Genomic DNA, 14431 nt, shown 5'->3' with positions numbered 1-14431 from the left:
ACAGGGTTGGCTATGATCACTCGTTCATGCCCAAGACAGTCGACGGAATCTGGATGCACACCTTCCACATGAATGCTCTAGAGGCGAAACGACGACGTGTCCGTGTCAGTTGATCCATCCCCCTTTGTGACGAATGCGTCCGACTCGGGGCGTCGTCGTGCCATTGCGCTCTATGTGACCGCCTTGATGCTGCTGGTCGCCGGCATCGTGTGGACCCTCAGGGGCCAGTATCTGGCCGAGGTGGAGCGTGTGGAGCAACGTCTCGATGCGCGAGCGGAGGTGGTCGAGGCGCTGGTGGCCGAGCCTTTTGATGTCGCGACTCACGCCCTTGCCGGGCTACTGGCTCTCGATGAAATGATCAATCCTGCCGGCAATGGGCCGCCGATGGCACCCTTGCTCAGGGAGCGAACCAGGTCCCTTCCCCTGGTAGAAGACCTGGCGATCCTCTCGGACCCGACAAGCGCAGAAGCTCGCTTTTTCGAGGGTTGGTTGCCCCAGGATGCGTTTCTTCGACAGTTGGACGGATTGAGGGGGGGAGAGACCCTGGTCTCGTCTCTGCACTATTCGCCGTCTGCCGGCGAATATCGCATGACCCTGGTGCAACGGAGCACGGCAGAGACCACTCGGACGCAGTTTGCCATGGCATCGATCGACCCCGGGCCCCTGGCGGAAGCGATCAAGGGGTTCGGTCTGATGCAGGGAGAAAGCATCGCCCTGGTCGATAGCGAGGCACGACTGGTGGTCCGCGTGCCTGCGGCTGGGCTGGGGCCGGGAGAATTGGTATCGCAGTCGGGAAGGCGATCGCTGACCGCGGACTCGCCGGATACGCTTCACTTTCGTCAGCAATCCCCGCTGGACGGTCAGGAGCGGTTGTTCGTGGCGAGGCGAGTGGCCGAACTGCCTCTGTGGCTGGTGCTGGGCTACAGTCACGAGGCGTTGCTGTCCGGCTGGAGCCAGCGCCTGTGGCCACTGGTAGTGCTGGGGGCGTTGCTGGCCCTGCTCGGATTATGGTTGCTGCGTCACGTGCTGGCGCAGGGGCGTGCCCAGCTGGCGCTGCAGGGGGAGGTGGTCGAACGGCAACGCGCCGAACAGGCCGCCCACCGCCGCGAAGCCCGCTTGAAGGCGTTGATCGGTTCCATGCAGGACCTCGTGCTGGTGCTGGATCGCGGTGGCCACTTTTCCTTCGTCCATGCCGGAGACGAAGCCTTGCTGCTGGCACCGCCGGATGTCCTGGTCGGCAGCCACTACCGCGCCTTTCTGCCGCCGGACATCGCCGGACGTCTGGACGAGACGCTGGCCGAGGTGGCGGCCAGCGGTGAAGTACGTCGGTTCGACTATCCTCTGACCGTAGGCGGCGGCCACCGCGACTTCAGTGCATTGATCAGTCCGCTGCTCAGCGGCAACGGGGAGCATGACGGTGTCCTGCTGGTGGTGCGCGACGTCACCCAGGAGCGGTTGCATCAGGCCAACATGAGTATCGCTGCGGTGGCCTTCGAGACCCACCTGGGCATGATGATCACCGATGTCGATGGCCGCATTCTCAAGGTCAATCGGACCTTTACCGACATCACCGGCTATCGCGAAGACGAGATCCAGGGGAGTCGCCCAGACATCCTGCGCTCGGGGCGACATGACGAGCACTTCTATCGACAGCTATGGCAGCGGATCGGCGATACCGGTGCCTGGCAGGGCGAGATCTGGAATCGTCGCAAGAGCGGAGACATCTATCCTCAATGGCTGACCATCAGCGCGGTGCGTGACGAGCGGGGGCAGCTGCGCAATTACGTGGCGACGCTCAGCGACATCACCGAGCGCAAGGCGGCGGAGGAAGAAATTCATCAGCTTGCCTTCTTCGACCCGCTGACGGGGCTGGCCAATCGACGCCTGCTGCTCGATCGACTCGGCGAAAAACTGGAACGTTGTCAGCGGCATGGCTGCTACGGCGCACTGTTGCTCATTGATTTCGATAACTTCAAGCAGGTCAACGACATCCTCGGCCACCACGGCGGTGACGAGCTGCTCAGAGAAGCCGCCCGTCGCTTCGAGTCGGTATTGCGTGAGGAGGATACCCTGGCACGTCTCAGCGCCGATGAGTTCGTGGTGGTCCTCGAAGGCGTGGGCGTGGAACTCGAGACCGCGGTGCGCGTGGCCGATACCGTTGCTCGCAAGCTGCTGAACACGCTGGATATGCCGGTCTGGATCGAAGGACGTCCGGTGTCGCCGAATGCGCGCGTCGGTATCAGTCCGTTTCGCGACGAGGTCTCTCGTGAACGCTTGTTGCAGCAGGCCGACATGGCCTTGTTCCAGGCCAAGAGTCAGACCGCCAGCGACGTCTGCTTCTTCGACCCGGGGATGCAGCGACGGATGCAGCAGCGTGCTCAGCTATACGAAGACCTGCTTGGCGCGCTGGCGCGCTCTGAGCTGTATCTGGTCTACCAGAAGCAGGTCGATCAGCTTGATTGTGTCACCGGGGTCGAGGCGCTGATCCGCTGGCGACACCCCAACAGGGGCCTCGTTCCGCCGTCCGAGTTCATTCCGCTGGCCGAGGAGCGCCCACTGATCCATGAACTCGGTCTCTGGGTCATCGAGCAGGCCTGCCTGACGCTGGTGGATTGGGTGCAGCAGGGTGATGACAGCACCAGGACCGTGTCGGTCAACGTCAGTCCCAGGCAGTTTCAGGATCCCGGCTTCGTTGCCCGGGTCAGTGATATCCTCGCGCGCACCGGGGCGCCGGCCCAGCGTCTCAAGCTTGAGGTGACCGAGTCGCTGTTCGTGGCGGATCGCGACGGGGTCGAGCGCACCATGGCGCAGCTCAAGGCACTGGGCGTGACCTTCGCCCTGGACGACTTCGGCACCGGCTACTCGTCGCTGGCCTATCTGAAGCGTCTGCCGCTGGACGAGCTGAAGATCGACCAGTCCTTCGTTCGGGACGTGCTCGACAACGCCACCAGCTCCGCCATCGTGGCAAGCACCATTGCACTCGCCCGCAGCCTGGGGCTCGATGTCATTGCCGAGGGGGTTGAGTCAGCGGAGCAGCGAGATTGGCTTCATCGTCACGGTTGCCACCGCTACCAGGGCTTTCTGTACGGACAGCCGGCGCCGTTGTCCGAGCTTGATTTCTCGACCTTGTAAGTGGCGGGCGCGGCCCGCCTGACGAACACCTGATGGAGCCTGCATGACCGCGCCTTTTTTCATCGACGCCTGGTCGTTTGGCCAGGAAGTGCGTCAGTTGCCCGAGCCAGCGCCTGGCCCGCTTCAGGCAGGCGCCTGGTACCACTTTCAGCGGGATGCCGAAGCCACCTGCGAGCGCCTCGAGCTGGCAGGAATCCCCGAATCCGCCATCGACGGCGTGCTGGCCGAGGACACCCGGCCGCGCTTCGAGACCCTGGGCGACGGCAACTTCCTGTTGATTCTGCGTGGGGTCAACCTCAACCAGGGCGAGCAGCCCGACGACATGCTCAGTATCCGCATCCTCTATTACGATGGGGTGCTGATTTCCACCCGCAAGCTGCCTTCCCGGGCCATCGCCGACATACGCCGTGAGCTCGAACAGGGCAAAGGGCCTGACGATCTGGGGGCAGTGGTGGTGGATATCATCGAAAAGCTCCACGAGCGCATCGAGGATTTCGTCGAGCCCTTCGACGCCACCATCGCTGCCCAGGAAGAAGAGCCTGAGGCCGACAACGCCGTCCTGATGTCGCTGAACAAGCGGTTGATCAAGCTGCGTCGCTTCCTCAAGCCCCAGCGCTACGCCATTGAAGCGATGATCGACAGCCTGCCACCGCTGCTTGCCGATGATCGATTCGATCTGGCCAATGCCCGCGACACCATCCAGCGAATCAACGAGTCGGTGGACTTCTATCTTGAGCACGTAGGCATGGTTCAGCAGTACCAGACCCACCAGCACACCGAAAAGGTCAACCGCAACACCTACCTGCTGTCGATCATCTCCGGCATCTTCCTGCCTATCAGCTTTCTGACCGGCCTGCTGGGCGTGAATATCGGCGGCATGCCTGGCGTCGACAATCCCATGTCCTTCGCCCTTTTCTGCACCTTCATGGTGGTGCTGGTGGCGGTGGAGCTGGTGGTGCTCAAGCGCTGGCGTTTTATCTAGGCCCCGTCAGCCACTTGAGCCAGCCGCTTGAGCCGGCCTCTTGAGCCAGCCGCTTGAACCAGCCGCTTCAGCGACCCTTGGCAGCCGAACGCTGGTCACACCGCGTCGATGGTTAGCCGGGAGCGGCGATGGCCCGTCGGGCCTTCAGCAGAAAGCCAAGGCCCACCAGGGAAAGTCCTGCCAACAGCCCGAACAGGGCGGTATAGCTGCCGAACAGCCCATGCAGCGCACCCAGCAGGGGTAGCCCGACAAGCACCCCGCTGTAGGTCAGCACCAGGCAGCCACCGGCGGCGTCGGCCACCCGTTCGGCGGGGGCCAGACGGGTGATCTCGGCCATGAACACGCCGTTCCAGCCAAGCGCCGACAGGCTCATGAGGCACAGCACCGCGACCATTGCCCAGCGCGGCCAGTCGGCGTCCATGGTGGCGATGGCCAGGCCGCTACCGGCGCTCAGGCAGGCCAGCCCCATCAGGGTGATCAGGCGATCGTCGAGGATATCGCCGACAAGGCCCCACAGCACTCGGCCGATGATGCCGAAGACCTGGACCGCGGACATGGTGGCGCCGGCGACGACCAGGCCGACGCCCAGATCCTCGACCAGCAGCGCCACGGTGAAGGCCGAGACCGATAGCTGGATGGCCGAAAAGCAGAGACTCAAGAGGGCCAGGTAGCGCAGCGCCGGGCGCTGCCAGACGACCTGGAGACCGGCCAAGGGGGTGGTCAGCCAAGGAGTGCGAGGGTCGCGCTCGCGGTCCCAGTGATGGCGCTGAATCTGCAATAGCAGAATACCGATGACGGCGACCAGGAACAGGCAGCCCAGAGCCGCCTGCCAGCCGATGGCCAGCGCCAGGGCGGGGGCGACAAGGCCCGCCAGCACGCCACCGAAGGGCACCCCGGTCTGCTTGAGCGAGAACACCAGGCCCTGGCGGTGACGCGGAGTCACCCGAAACAGCAAAAGCGACGCAGAGGGGTTGGTCAGGCCATAGCCGAGCCCGGCGATCAGCGAGGCCAGGGCGAAGGTGGTCAGCGACGGCAGGGTCAGCAGCGCCGCGCCGCCGCCAAGCAGCCCCAGCGCCAGCTGGCTGACTCGACAGGGGCCATAGCGTCGGGTCAGCGGGCCACCGACCAGCGAGGTCAGCATGGCGCCACCGAAGATCAGGCTGACCTGGATACCTACGGTGGCGGTGGAAACCCCCAGCGAGTCTGCCAGGGTCGGCGCGATCGCCGAGGGAAACAGCGCCACCAGCGACGAGAAGGCCAGCACCAGGGTCGTTGCCAGCAGCGCGATACCGACCTGGGGAGGCGGAGAGGGCGGTAAAGAGGGAGCTGGAGAGGGCGCCGTCTGCTGGTTCATGCCCCCGCGTCAGCCCCGGCCAGGCCCTCACGCGGAACCCGGCGCAGGTGGCTTTCGGTCTTGCCGCCAGGCAGTGCCGCGATCAAGTCGGCCGCGTGCAACAGCGCGCCAAGATCGATGTCACCTGCCATCCCGCCCCCCTGCAGGGCGTAGACCAGGTCTTCACTGGCGGTGTTGCCGGTGGCCCCCGGAGCGAAGGGACAACCGCCGAGTCCGGCGCAGGCGGCGTCGAGTGCGGTGGCACCGTGGCGGGCCGCGAACAGGGCGTTGGCCACGCCCATGCCGAAGGTGTCGTGGCCGTGGAACGCCCAGGACAGGGCGGGGGATCGGTGGCGCTCGGTCAGCTCGGTGAAGTGGTCCGCCACCTGGAAGGGTGTGGCGCGACCGGTGGTGTCGCACAGGGCGACTTCCACCGGCAACTCGCCGGTGATGGCGAGCGCCTTAGTGAGCACCTCATCGACCCGGCGCCAGTCGACCCTGCCATCGAAGGGGCAGTCGAAGCTGGTGCCAAGGTCCAGGCGCAGGGCGGTGTTGCCCTTGGCGCGCACCGCCTCGACCACTCGGGCGAAGGCCGCCAACGATTCATCCACCGACTGGCGCACATTGTTGCGGTTGTGCGCCTCGGACACCGAGACCACGTAGACCAGCTCGCTGACATCGTGTTCAAGCGCAAGCTCGGCTCCCTTGAGGTTGGGAACAAGCGCGGAGAAGCGCACGTCGCCACGATGGGCGAAGGCGCGGATCAGCTCACCGGTGTCCGCCATCTGGGGAATCGCCCGGGGGCTGACGAAGGAGCCGATCTCCATGCGTCGGATGCCGGCGTCGAGTAGCGCCTGGATGACCTCGATCTTGCGCTCTGTCGGCAGCGGATCGGCGATCGACTGGAAGCCGTCGCGCGGGGCGACCTCGACCAGTTCGAGCGGGGCGGGTGACGTGGTGGTCATGCGGGAGTCTCCGTCGGGTTCAAGGGTGGGTGGCATCGATGTGATCGGAGCCGTCCGGCGGCGGCAGTGGGGCGCCGCGGGAAAGGCTCGCCAGGGTGTCGATCAGAAACTGTAGGCCGAGTGCGGTGAAGCCGATCGGCAGCAGTGCGTAGGGGATGCCCATGGGGGTGCCGAGGGCGCTGGACACCCGTTCGCCGTACTCGAAGGCCTGGGCCGCCATCAGATAACCGCGCCAGGCGAGGATCGCGCAGAACGTCATCCCGGCAAGACCAGTGAACACTTCCAGCAGCCGACGCGCCTTGGCGGGAAGCTTGTCCTTGAAGAAGGTGATACGGATATGGGCGTCGAAGCGTTGGGCCTCGGCGGCTCCCATCACCGCCAGATACACCAGCAGGAAGGAGTTGATCTCCAGGCTCCAGTGGGTGGGGGCGGAGAAGGCGTAGCGCATGACGGTGTCGTAGCAGATCGACACCGTCATGAACACCAGCACCGCCATCGAGGCCAGGCGCAGGATGGCGAGTACGCCATCCCAGCCCTTGAGGGGGATCCTCTGTGCGTGCGCTTTCATGGCGACCTCAGGCCTGTCCCAGCGCGAGCTTGATGGCGCGTTCGCCGAGTTCCTCACCGACCTCGCCTTTCCAGTGGTCCCATACCTTGTGGGTGGCCTCGTTGAAGGCGGCCAGATCCTCGTCGCTGGGGGCGATGATCTCGACGTTCTCCTCGCGCACCTGGGGCCAGTACTCGTTGGGATAGATATCGTCGTTGCAGTGGCTGATGAAGTTCTCGTCGTACCAGCGGGCGGCATCTTCGAGGATCGCACGGCTGTCGTCGTCGAGGCTGTCCCAGCGGTCTCGCAGCATGAAGGGCGCCACCGAGAAGCCGGTGATCGGCAGCTGGTAGCACACGTCCACCTGCTCCTGCAGGCTGCGCCCGATGATGGTGGAGATATTGAACACGCCGGCGTCCACAGTACCGCGCTGCAGCGCCATGTAGGTCTCGGACGAAGGAATGCGCACCGCACCGATGTCGTAGGCCTCCAGCGCCGAGGTGGCCTCGAAGCTGACCACCCTGACCTTCTTGCCGCGAATGTCCTCGAGGCTGCGCACCGCGTTGTCCTGGGTGCTCCAGATGTATTCGGGCTCGAGGATGCCGCCGCCGGAGGTCAGCATGTAGAGGTTTTCCTTGGCCAGCTCCTCATTGATCAGGTCGAACAGCGGGCTGCCCTGACGCAGCCGCTCGGGGTGGCGGTACAGCTCGCCGACGACACCGGGCAGCCCGGTGATGCCGAGGATCGGCAGCGAGCGGGTGATGTAGGAGGTGGTGTGGAACATGAAGTCGATATTGCGCGAGCGCAGTGCGGGAAGCTGTTCGTCGGCCTTGAGCAGTTGGCCCGAGTCGTAGAAATCGACCTCGAGCACGTCGCCGCCGTTGTCGCGCAGGTAGTTGACGAAGCCGGCGGAGCCATAGGTCAGCGCCTTGTAGGACGGTGGCAGGTAGGTCACGCCGGTGAAGGTGGTGGCGGCGCGGGCATGGCGTGGCATCAGCGCCTGGGGGCCCAGCAGCGAGGCCCCCGCGGTGGCGAAGGCGGTGGTCTTGAGCAGTTGGCGGCGGGTCAGGTTCATGGGAATGTCTCCATCTTGTCATTGTCGTTGTTGCCCCTGGCCAGCGGGGCGAGTGAATCGGGGCCCCTTCAGTGCATCAGGCTCGGTAGCCACAGGCTGATGCTGGGGAAGAACACGAACAGCATCAGCACCAGGAACTGCACCGCCACGAAGGGCAGCGCGCTCTTGATGATCTCCTCCACCGACAGCTCCGGGCAGACGCCCCTGAGCGCGTAGAGGTTGAGTCCCACCGGCGGGGTGATCACCGCGATCTCCAGGTTCAGCACCATGACGATGCCGAACCACAGGGGGTCATAGCCCATGGCCTGGATCAGCGGCAGCAGCACCGGCGTGGTGACCACGATCAGCGAGACCGCATCGACGATCATGCCGAGCAGGATCAGCAGCAGCATGACCGCCAGCAGGATCGCCCAGTCCGGCAGGCCCGAGGCGGTCAGCGATTCGGTCAGCAGCTGCGGCACCCGCACCATGTTGAGGTAGTCGCCGAAGATCTTGGCGCAGCCGATGATCAGCAGGATGGCGCCGCTGACTCGCGCGGTGCTGGCCAGGATGCGGCCGAAGGAGGCAAGCGTCAGGCAGCGGAAGATCAGCGCGGCGATCACGAAGGCGCCGAAGGCTCCGATGCCGGCGGCCTCGCTGGGGGTGGCCAGTCCAGAATAGATAGAGCCAAGCACCACCAGCACCAGCAGGGCGGCGTGCCAGATGTGGGCAAGGCTGGCGAAGCGCTCGCGCCAGCTGAAGCGCTGCTCGACGCTGGGCGCTTCCTCGGGCTTCAGACTCACCCGGATAAAGATGTAGAGCGACAGCGCCAGGGCCAGTACCACCCCGGGGACGATACCGCCGATGAAAAGATCGGCCACCGATACGCTGGCCACGGCGCCATAGATGATGAAGGGCACACTGGGCGGGATCAGCATCGCCAGGGCGCCGGCGCTGACCACCGCACCGGCGGCCAGCGAGCGGCTGTAGCCGCGCTCGAGCATCTGCGGTACGGCGATCGAACCGACCGCGGCGACGCCGGCCAGGCTCACCCCGGACACCGCGCCGAACACCGCCGAGGCACCCACCGAGGAGATCGCCAGGCTACCCCTGAGCCAGTGCAGCCACCTCACCGCCGCCTGGAACAGGTTGCTGCCCACCGGCGTAGCACCGAGCAGGTTGCCCATCAATATGAACAGCGGCAGGGCGATCAATTCGAAGGCATTGAGCTGGCCAAACAGCGACGACGGCGCGAAGAAGAACGCCATGGAGCCCCGGGCCATGTACAGGCCGGCGAGCCCGGCCAGCCCCAGGGACAGAAAGATCGGCAGGCCGACGGCGATCAACACGATCAGCAGCGCCAGGACGAGTAGGGGTTCCATGCAAGAGCCTCTAGGTTGTTGTTGTCGGCAGAGTGGTCGCTGGTTGGCGGTGCTAGATCACGCTGTCCTTGCGCAGGGCATCGATGCTGTTGTGGTCGAGTTCCAGCCAGTCGCCGAGCACCGCCTCGGTGTGTTCGCCCAGGGCCGGACCGACCTGGCGTACCTTGCCAGGCGTCTGCGACAGCCGCGGAAAGACGTTCTGCATCGGCAGCGGCTTGCCGTGGCGGTCCGGCACCTCGACGATGGAGCCGCGCTCCTTGATGTGCTCGTCTTCGAGCATGTCCTTGGCGGTGTACACCAGGCCCGCCGGGACACCGGCGTCGGCCAGCAGGTCGACGATATGCTGGGCGTCGTGGTGGGCGGTCCAGGCGGCGATCAGCTCGTCGATGGCCTGCTGGTTCTCGCCTCGCGCGCGATGGTCGGCATAGTCCGGATGATCGGCCAGGGTGGGCTGGCCCATGGCCTCGCACAGCCGGCGGAAGACGGTGTCCTGATTGGCGCCGATGATGACATCCCGGCCGTCCCTGGCGGGATAGGCGTTGGACGGGGCGATCTTGGGCAGAAAGCTGCCTGCGCGCTCACGGATCTTGCCGGCCCGGGCGTAGTCGGGGATCAGGCTCTCCATCATCGCCATCACCGCCTCGAAGATGGCGCTGTCCACCACCTGGCCACGTCCGGTCTTCTCGCGCTGGTGCAGCGCCAGCAACGCGCCCATGGCGCCCTGGACCCCGGCAAGGGTGTCGCCCAGCGAAATCCCCACCCTGACCGGGGGGCGGTCCGGGTAGCCGCTGATGTAGCGCAGCCCGCCCATGGCTTCGCACACCGCCGCGAAGCCGGCACGCGACGCGTAGGGGCCGTCCTGGCCGAAGCCGGTGACCCGCACCATGATCAGCCCCGGGTTGTCGGCCGACAGGCTCTGGTAGTCCAGGCCCCAGCGCTCCATGGTGCCGGGGCGGAAGTTTTCGATCAGCACGTCGGCCTTGGCCGCCAGTCGCCGCAGCAGGTCCTGGCCCTCTGGCTTGCGCAGATCGAGGGTCAGCGATTGCTTGTTGCGGGCGATCACGTTCCACCACAGCGGTTCGCCGCTCTCGTCGGTCTGGCCCCATTGGCGCATGGCGTCGCCCTTGCCCGGTGGCTCGATCTTGACCACCTGGGCGCCGAAGTCGGCCAGTACCTGGCCGCAGGTGGGCCCGGCGATCAGCTGGCCGAGTTCGAGCACCTTGAGGTCGTCCAGCGGGAGTGAGGCGATAAGCTCGTTCATGTTGGAGGTCCGTGGTCAGAGGTCGAAGGTGGAAGATGAAGGGTGAACCGCAAAAAAAGGCCGCGCCGGGAGGATCACGGGGGCGATGAGGTCGCGGTCGAGGTGTCGACGGTCACGTGCAGTACCCGTGCGGCCAGCAGATGGGCGCGCATCACGTTCTCCGCCCAGGCGGCGTTGCCGGCGCCGATGGCGATCAGCATCTCGCGGTGGTGCTGCATGCTGCGCTTGAGCGCCGAACGGTCGTAGCTGGCGAAATTGCGTCGGATGATCGAGGTACGAACCACGCTCTCGAGGATCTGGGCCAGACGCTGGTTGTCGCTGGCCTGGATCAACAGGCGGTGAAACTCGTGGTTGAGCGAGGCCAGCTCGCTGTGGCCCGCACCATCGAGGGGGCTCTCGGTCAGGGCCTCCATGCGCGAGGCCAGGTCGTCCAGATGGGCGAGGGTGTCAGCGTCGATGTGTCGGCAGGCGAGTCCGACCGCCATGGGTTCGAGTACCAGGCGCAGTTCGAACACTTCACGAGCGTCCTTTTCGGTCCACTCGGCCACCCTGGCGCCCTGATGGGGAATGGCCTCGAGCCAGCCCTCGGACACCAGCTCCCGCAGCGCCTCGCGGACCGGGGTACGGCTGACCTCGAGTTCCCTGGCAACCGCCGCCTCACGCACGAATTCGAGCGGTCGATAGGCGCCGTCGAGGATGCGTTGCTTGATGGCTTCATGGACCTGGGCGGTGGCCGTGCGGGCACCGCTGGCTTCGAGCGGGGTGGTCGGAGTCACGAGGAAATCTCTTACATTGCATACAATCGTAAGAGTAGAGGGCTTTATAGCTGGGCGAAGTTAGACTTTTGGTCGAAATTGCATGCAGCGGCTGGTGATTCCCCGGTGATGGGCCAGTCCTAGGCGCTGTCCGAAAAGTCGACGAGCGAAGGTTAGACAAGGCAAAAATCGGTGAGAAAGCGCAGTTTACGGGGTGTAAATGAGCATTTTGACCGGGCTGGCGCACCAGCCGATTTTTAACGCCGTATTACCGAGCGCAGACACTTTTCAGACAAGCCCTAGCCCACCGCGTCGTTGGCCGCGAATACGCTGTCGGCCAGATAGCGTTCGTCGAACTGGCCGGCATCGGCCAGGGCGGCCGGATCAGGCAGCAGCAGACGATGACGGTTTCGGTGCAGCAGGCCTTCCTCGTCGAGTGCGCTGAAGGTGCGACTGACGTGCACCGGACTCAGCCCCAGCACGTCGGCCAGCATTTCCTGGGACAGTGGCAGACGCAGGCTGTGGTCTTCCTGCCGGCCAGCGGTCTTGGCCAGGCGCTCGTACATTTCCATGATGAAGTGGGCCAGCTTCTGTCTGGCGCTGCGTCGTGACAGGTTGACCAGGCGCTCGGTCAGCAGCACCTGCTGGCGGCTGGCCATGGCGAAAAGGATCGAGGTCAGGGTGGTCGACTGTTGAAAGATGTCGGTCAGACGGGCGTGGGGGAAGCGGCAGATGGTGCCGTCCTCGATCATCTGGACGCCGGTAAGACGCTGATGAAAGGCGTATTCGCGTAGCCCGATCACGTCGCCGGGGAGGTAGACCTCCAGGATCTGGCGCGCGCCGTCTTCCAGCTGCCGGTAGGAGAAGGCCCAGCCCTGGCTCAGGGTGAAGAAGTCCTGGGCAGGATCGCGTTCTTCCCAAAGACTATCGCCGGCCTTGACCTCCAGCGGTGACTTCTCGAGCGCGCCCAGCAGCTGGCGATCGCCATCGCTGAGTGGGTGATAGTGGCGAAAATGCTTGACGATGCAGCTGTCCCGGTTCGACACGGCAAGGCTCCTTGCACGACAGGCTCGATGGAGAATGCGTATTAGGGGTTTACGTTAACTCAGGTTATGTCGGCGCGGTAGATACACGCCCAGGATGGGGGGCCATCGCCGAGGTCGGTCAAGGCACAGCGTCTCCGGTCACGGCGATCCATTCTGGAATCGTTACGGAGGCGGAGTCATGACTTACGCACCCAACCAACTGTCGATCCGTTCGGATGATGGCTATCCCACACGGCTCGACGCGCCAATGGGCAATATCGCCCGCCATTGCCCGGTCGTCCATGCGACGCCCGAGCAGCGCCAGGCCGGGCCGCTCGACGAGCAGGAGCTGGCCGCATTCGAAGAACGTGGCTTTCTCTGGTTCGACAGCTTCTTCGAGGCCGACGACATCGAGCCCTTCTTCGATGAGCTAAGCGCTATGGAGCGCGATCCCGAGCTGACCGGCAGCGACAAGGTCATCACCGATCCTGTCTCTGGCGCCATTCGTTCGGTGTTCGGCATGCACGAATTGTCCGAGCGTTTCGATCGCCTGACTCGCTCGCCGCGGCTTCTGAAGATCGTCGAGCAGCTGCTCGGGGGCGGTGTCTACGTGCACCAGTCGCGGATTAACGACAAGGCCGGCTTTCAGGGCAGTGGCTTCGATTGGCACTCGGACTTCGAGACCTGGCACGCAGAAGACGGCATGCCCGGCATGCGCGCGCTGAGTGTCTCGCTGATGCTCACCGACAACGGCGAGTTCAACGGACCGCTGATGCTGGTACCGGGGTCCCATCGCCAGTTTGTTCCCACCGTGGGACGCACCCCGGACCAGAACTGGGAGACCTCGCTCAAGGCGCAGCACATCGGCATACCCACCCGAGAGCAGCTGGGACCGATCATCGAAAAGCAGGGCATCGAGGCGCCCAAGGGGCCGGCCGGGTCGATTCTGCTGTTCGACTGCAACGCGCTGCATGCGTCCAACAGCAACCTGTCACCGTGGCCGCGCTCCAACCTGTTCTTCGTCTACAACAGCGTCGATAACCGCCTGGTCACCCCCTTCGGCGCCAAGTCCCCACGGCCCGAGCACCTGGCGGCGCGCGAGCGCACGCCGGCACTGGGATGATCCGGCGCCAGCCAATGTCGGTAGATGGCTTCGCCCTTGGGCGTGGCCGCTCCCCATCAAGAGAAAAGAGCCATCAAGAGGAAGCCCCCATGCACATTGGCGACACCCTGCTGATTGCCCGTGATCTGGTCATGGTAGCCGAGGACCAGTTGTCCTCGGGTAACACCGCCGAGATCATCGATACCTCGGCCCTGGTCGAAGGTGACGGTGACGACATACGTCTGCCGCGCTATCGGGTACTGATCGACGAGGTGGGGGAGCGGGATTGCTCCTGCACCATTCTCGAACGCCTCGAATAGTCGGGTGCTGGCGCCGGGTCTGATTGTCTGATTGTCTCATTGGCATCGGCATCGGCATCGGCATCGGCATCGGCATCGGCATCGGCATCGGCATCGGCATCGGCATCGACATCGGCTGCGACTGCCAAAGCCACACGGGGTGACGGCCAGGCCGTGTGTCTGTTAAGGATGGAGCACATTCTCGGACGTGGAGGCACGATGACGATTCAGCTCAAGCGGGCCTACGATGCGCCCGCCGACAACGACGGCTATCGGGTGCTGGTGGACAGGCTCTGGCCGCGGGGGATCGCCAAGGACGAGGCGCGTATCGATGAATGGATCAAGGAGGCCGCCCCCAGCGATGACCTGCGCAAGGCCTTGCACAGCGAAGCACTGGGCTGGGGCGAGTTTCGTCAGCGCTATCTGGCTGAGCTGAAGGAGCAGCGGGAAACGCTCAGACCCCTGGCCGAGCGCAGCCAGCAGTACAAGGTAACCCTGGTGTTTTCCTCGAAGGATGAGACCCACAACAACGCCGTGGTACTCAAGGACTACCTGGCCATGCTGACCGGGTGACATTCGGGCGGACCACCGGGC

The 14431-nt window shown here is 64.8% G+C and carries 13 protein-coding genes; 5 read left to right on the top strand and 8 right to left on the bottom strand.

What is annotated here, in order from left to right:
* Nucleotides 1-102: 102 nt before the first annotated feature.
* Nucleotides 103-3132 (top strand): EAL domain-containing protein, encoded by a 3030-nt coding sequence (locus tag NKF27_RS16540; protein ID WP_253553378.1) that lies wholly within the window; start codon nucleotides 103-105, stop codon nucleotides 3130-3132.
* Nucleotides 3133-3175: 43 nt separating this feature from the next.
* Nucleotides 3176-4114 carry a CorA family divalent cation transporter gene (locus NKF27_RS16535; protein ID WP_222570050.1) on the top strand — a complete coding sequence of 313 codons (939 nt, stop codon included), beginning with the start codon at nucleotides 3176-3178 and terminating at the stop codon, nucleotides 4112-4114.
* A 112-nt stretch (nucleotides 4115-4226) separates the two neighbouring features.
* Here the strand turns inward: NKF27_RS16535 and NKF27_RS16530 are convergent, their stop codons facing one another.
* The 8 genes from NKF27_RS16530 to NKF27_RS16495 all read right to left on the bottom strand — a co-directional run bounded on the left by NKF27_RS16530 (nucleotide 4227) and on the right by NKF27_RS16495 (nucleotide 12457).
* Nucleotides 4227-5468, bottom strand: a complete 1242-nt coding sequence (locus tag NKF27_RS16530) for an MFS transporter (RefSeq protein ID WP_253553374.1) — start codon at nucleotides 5466-5468, stop codon at nucleotides 4227-4229.
* Nucleotides 5465-6412 (bottom strand): hydroxymethylglutaryl-CoA lyase, encoded by a 948-nt coding sequence (locus NKF27_RS16525; protein WP_253553371.1) that lies wholly within the window; start codon nucleotides 6410-6412, stop codon nucleotides 5465-5467. The genes NKF27_RS16530 and NKF27_RS16525 overlap by 4 nt, the downstream gene beginning before the upstream one ends.
* Nucleotides 6413-6431: 19 nt before the next feature.
* On the bottom strand, nucleotides 6432-6980 hold the full coding sequence (locus tag NKF27_RS16520; RefSeq protein ID WP_108132356.1) for a TRAP transporter small permease: 549 nt from the start codon (nucleotides 6978-6980) through the stop codon (nucleotides 6432-6434).
* A gap of 7 nt (nucleotides 6981-6987) precedes the next feature.
* On the bottom strand, nucleotides 6988-8034 hold the full coding sequence (locus tag NKF27_RS16515; RefSeq protein WP_045991077.1) for a TRAP transporter substrate-binding protein: 1047 nt from the start codon (nucleotides 8032-8034) through the stop codon (nucleotides 6988-6990).
* Between the two features lie 68 nt (nucleotides 8035-8102).
* On the bottom strand, nucleotides 8103-9395 hold the full coding sequence (locus NKF27_RS16510; RefSeq protein ID WP_045991076.1) for a TRAP transporter large permease: 1293 nt from the start codon (nucleotides 9393-9395) through the stop codon (nucleotides 8103-8105).
* A 52-nt stretch (nucleotides 9396-9447) separates the two neighbouring features.
* On the bottom strand, nucleotides 9448-10656 hold the full coding sequence (locus tag NKF27_RS16505; RefSeq protein ID WP_108449960.1) for a CaiB/BaiF CoA-transferase family protein: 1209 nt from the start codon (nucleotides 10654-10656) through the stop codon (nucleotides 9448-9450).
* Nucleotides 10657-10730: 74 nt separating this feature from the next.
* Nucleotides 10731-11432 carry a GntR family transcriptional regulator gene (locus NKF27_RS16500; RefSeq protein WP_108132359.1) on the bottom strand — a complete coding sequence of 234 codons (702 nt, stop codon included), beginning with the start codon at nucleotides 11430-11432 and terminating at the stop codon, nucleotides 10731-10733.
* A gap of 278 nt (nucleotides 11433-11710) precedes the next feature.
* Nucleotides 11711-12457 (bottom strand): Crp/Fnr family transcriptional regulator, encoded by a 747-nt coding sequence (locus tag NKF27_RS16495; protein ID WP_253553368.1) that lies wholly within the window; start codon nucleotides 12455-12457, stop codon nucleotides 11711-11713.
* A gap of 178 nt (nucleotides 12458-12635) precedes the next feature.
* Between NKF27_RS16495 and thpD the strand changes: the two genes are divergently transcribed.
* From thpD to NKF27_RS16480, 3 genes are all read left to right on the top strand, one after another.
* Nucleotides 12636-13559: an ectoine hydroxylase gene (thpD, locus tag NKF27_RS16490; RefSeq protein ID WP_253553366.1), complete on the top strand. Its 924-nt coding sequence runs from the start codon at nucleotides 12636-12638 to the stop codon at nucleotides 13557-13559.
* Nucleotides 13560-13648: 89 nt separating this feature from the next.
* Nucleotides 13649-13858, top strand: coding sequence for a hypothetical protein (locus tag NKF27_RS16485; protein WP_108132360.1), 210 nt, complete (start codon nucleotides 13649-13651; stop codon nucleotides 13856-13858).
* A 198-nt stretch (nucleotides 13859-14056) separates the two neighbouring features.
* On the top strand, nucleotides 14057-14410 hold the full coding sequence (locus NKF27_RS16480; protein WP_253553363.1) for a DUF488 domain-containing protein: 354 nt from the start codon (nucleotides 14057-14059) through the stop codon (nucleotides 14408-14410).
* The last annotated feature ends 21 nt before the right edge of the window (nucleotides 14411-14431 follow it).

The sequence above is a fragment of the Halomonas sp. DN3 genome (genome assembly GCF_024137905.1).
In the GTDB taxonomy this organism is placed as follows: Bacteria; Pseudomonadota; Gammaproteobacteria; order Pseudomonadales; family Halomonadaceae; genus Halomonas; species Halomonas litopenaei.
This window is presented reverse-complemented; position numbering and strand designations above follow the sequence as displayed.

What these genes read in the sequence shown, in the direction of transcription:
- NKF27_RS16535 (WP_222570050.1), top strand. Translation starts at nt 3,176, where the DNA reads ATGACCGCGCCTTTTTTCATCGACGCCTGGTCGTTTGGCCAGGAAGTG.
- NKF27_RS16530 (WP_253553374.1), bottom strand. Translation starts at nt 5,468, where the DNA reads ATGAACCAGCAGACGGCGCCCTCTCCAGCTCCCTCTTTACCGCCCTCT.
- NKF27_RS16525 (WP_253553371.1), bottom strand. Translation starts at nt 6,412, where the DNA reads ATGACCACCACGTCACCCGCCCCGCTCGAACTGGTCGAGGTCGCCCCG.
- NKF27_RS16520 (WP_108132356.1), bottom strand. Translation starts at nt 6,980, where the DNA reads ATGAAAGCGCACGCACAGAGGATCCCCCTCAAGGGCTGGGATGGCGTA.
- NKF27_RS16515 (WP_045991077.1), bottom strand. Translation starts at nt 8,034, where the DNA reads ATGAACCTGACCCGCCGCCAACTGCTCAAGACCACCGCCTTCGCCACC.
- NKF27_RS16510 (WP_045991076.1), bottom strand. Translation starts at nt 9,395, where the DNA reads ATGGAACCCCTACTCGTCCTGGCGCTGCTGATCGTGTTGATCGCCGTC.
- NKF27_RS16505 (WP_108449960.1), bottom strand. Translation starts at nt 10,656, where the DNA reads ATGAACGAGCTTATCGCCTCACTCCCGCTGGACGACCTCAAGGTGCTC.
- thpD (WP_253553366.1), top strand. Translation starts at nt 12,636, where the DNA reads ATGACTTACGCACCCAACCAACTGTCGATCCGTTCGGATGATGGCTAT.
- NKF27_RS16485 (WP_108132360.1), top strand. Translation starts at nt 13,649, where the DNA reads ATGCACATTGGCGACACCCTGCTGATTGCCCGTGATCTGGTCATGGTA.
- NKF27_RS16480 (WP_253553363.1), top strand. Translation starts at nt 14,057, where the DNA reads ATGACGATTCAGCTCAAGCGGGCCTACGATGCGCCCGCCGACAACGAC.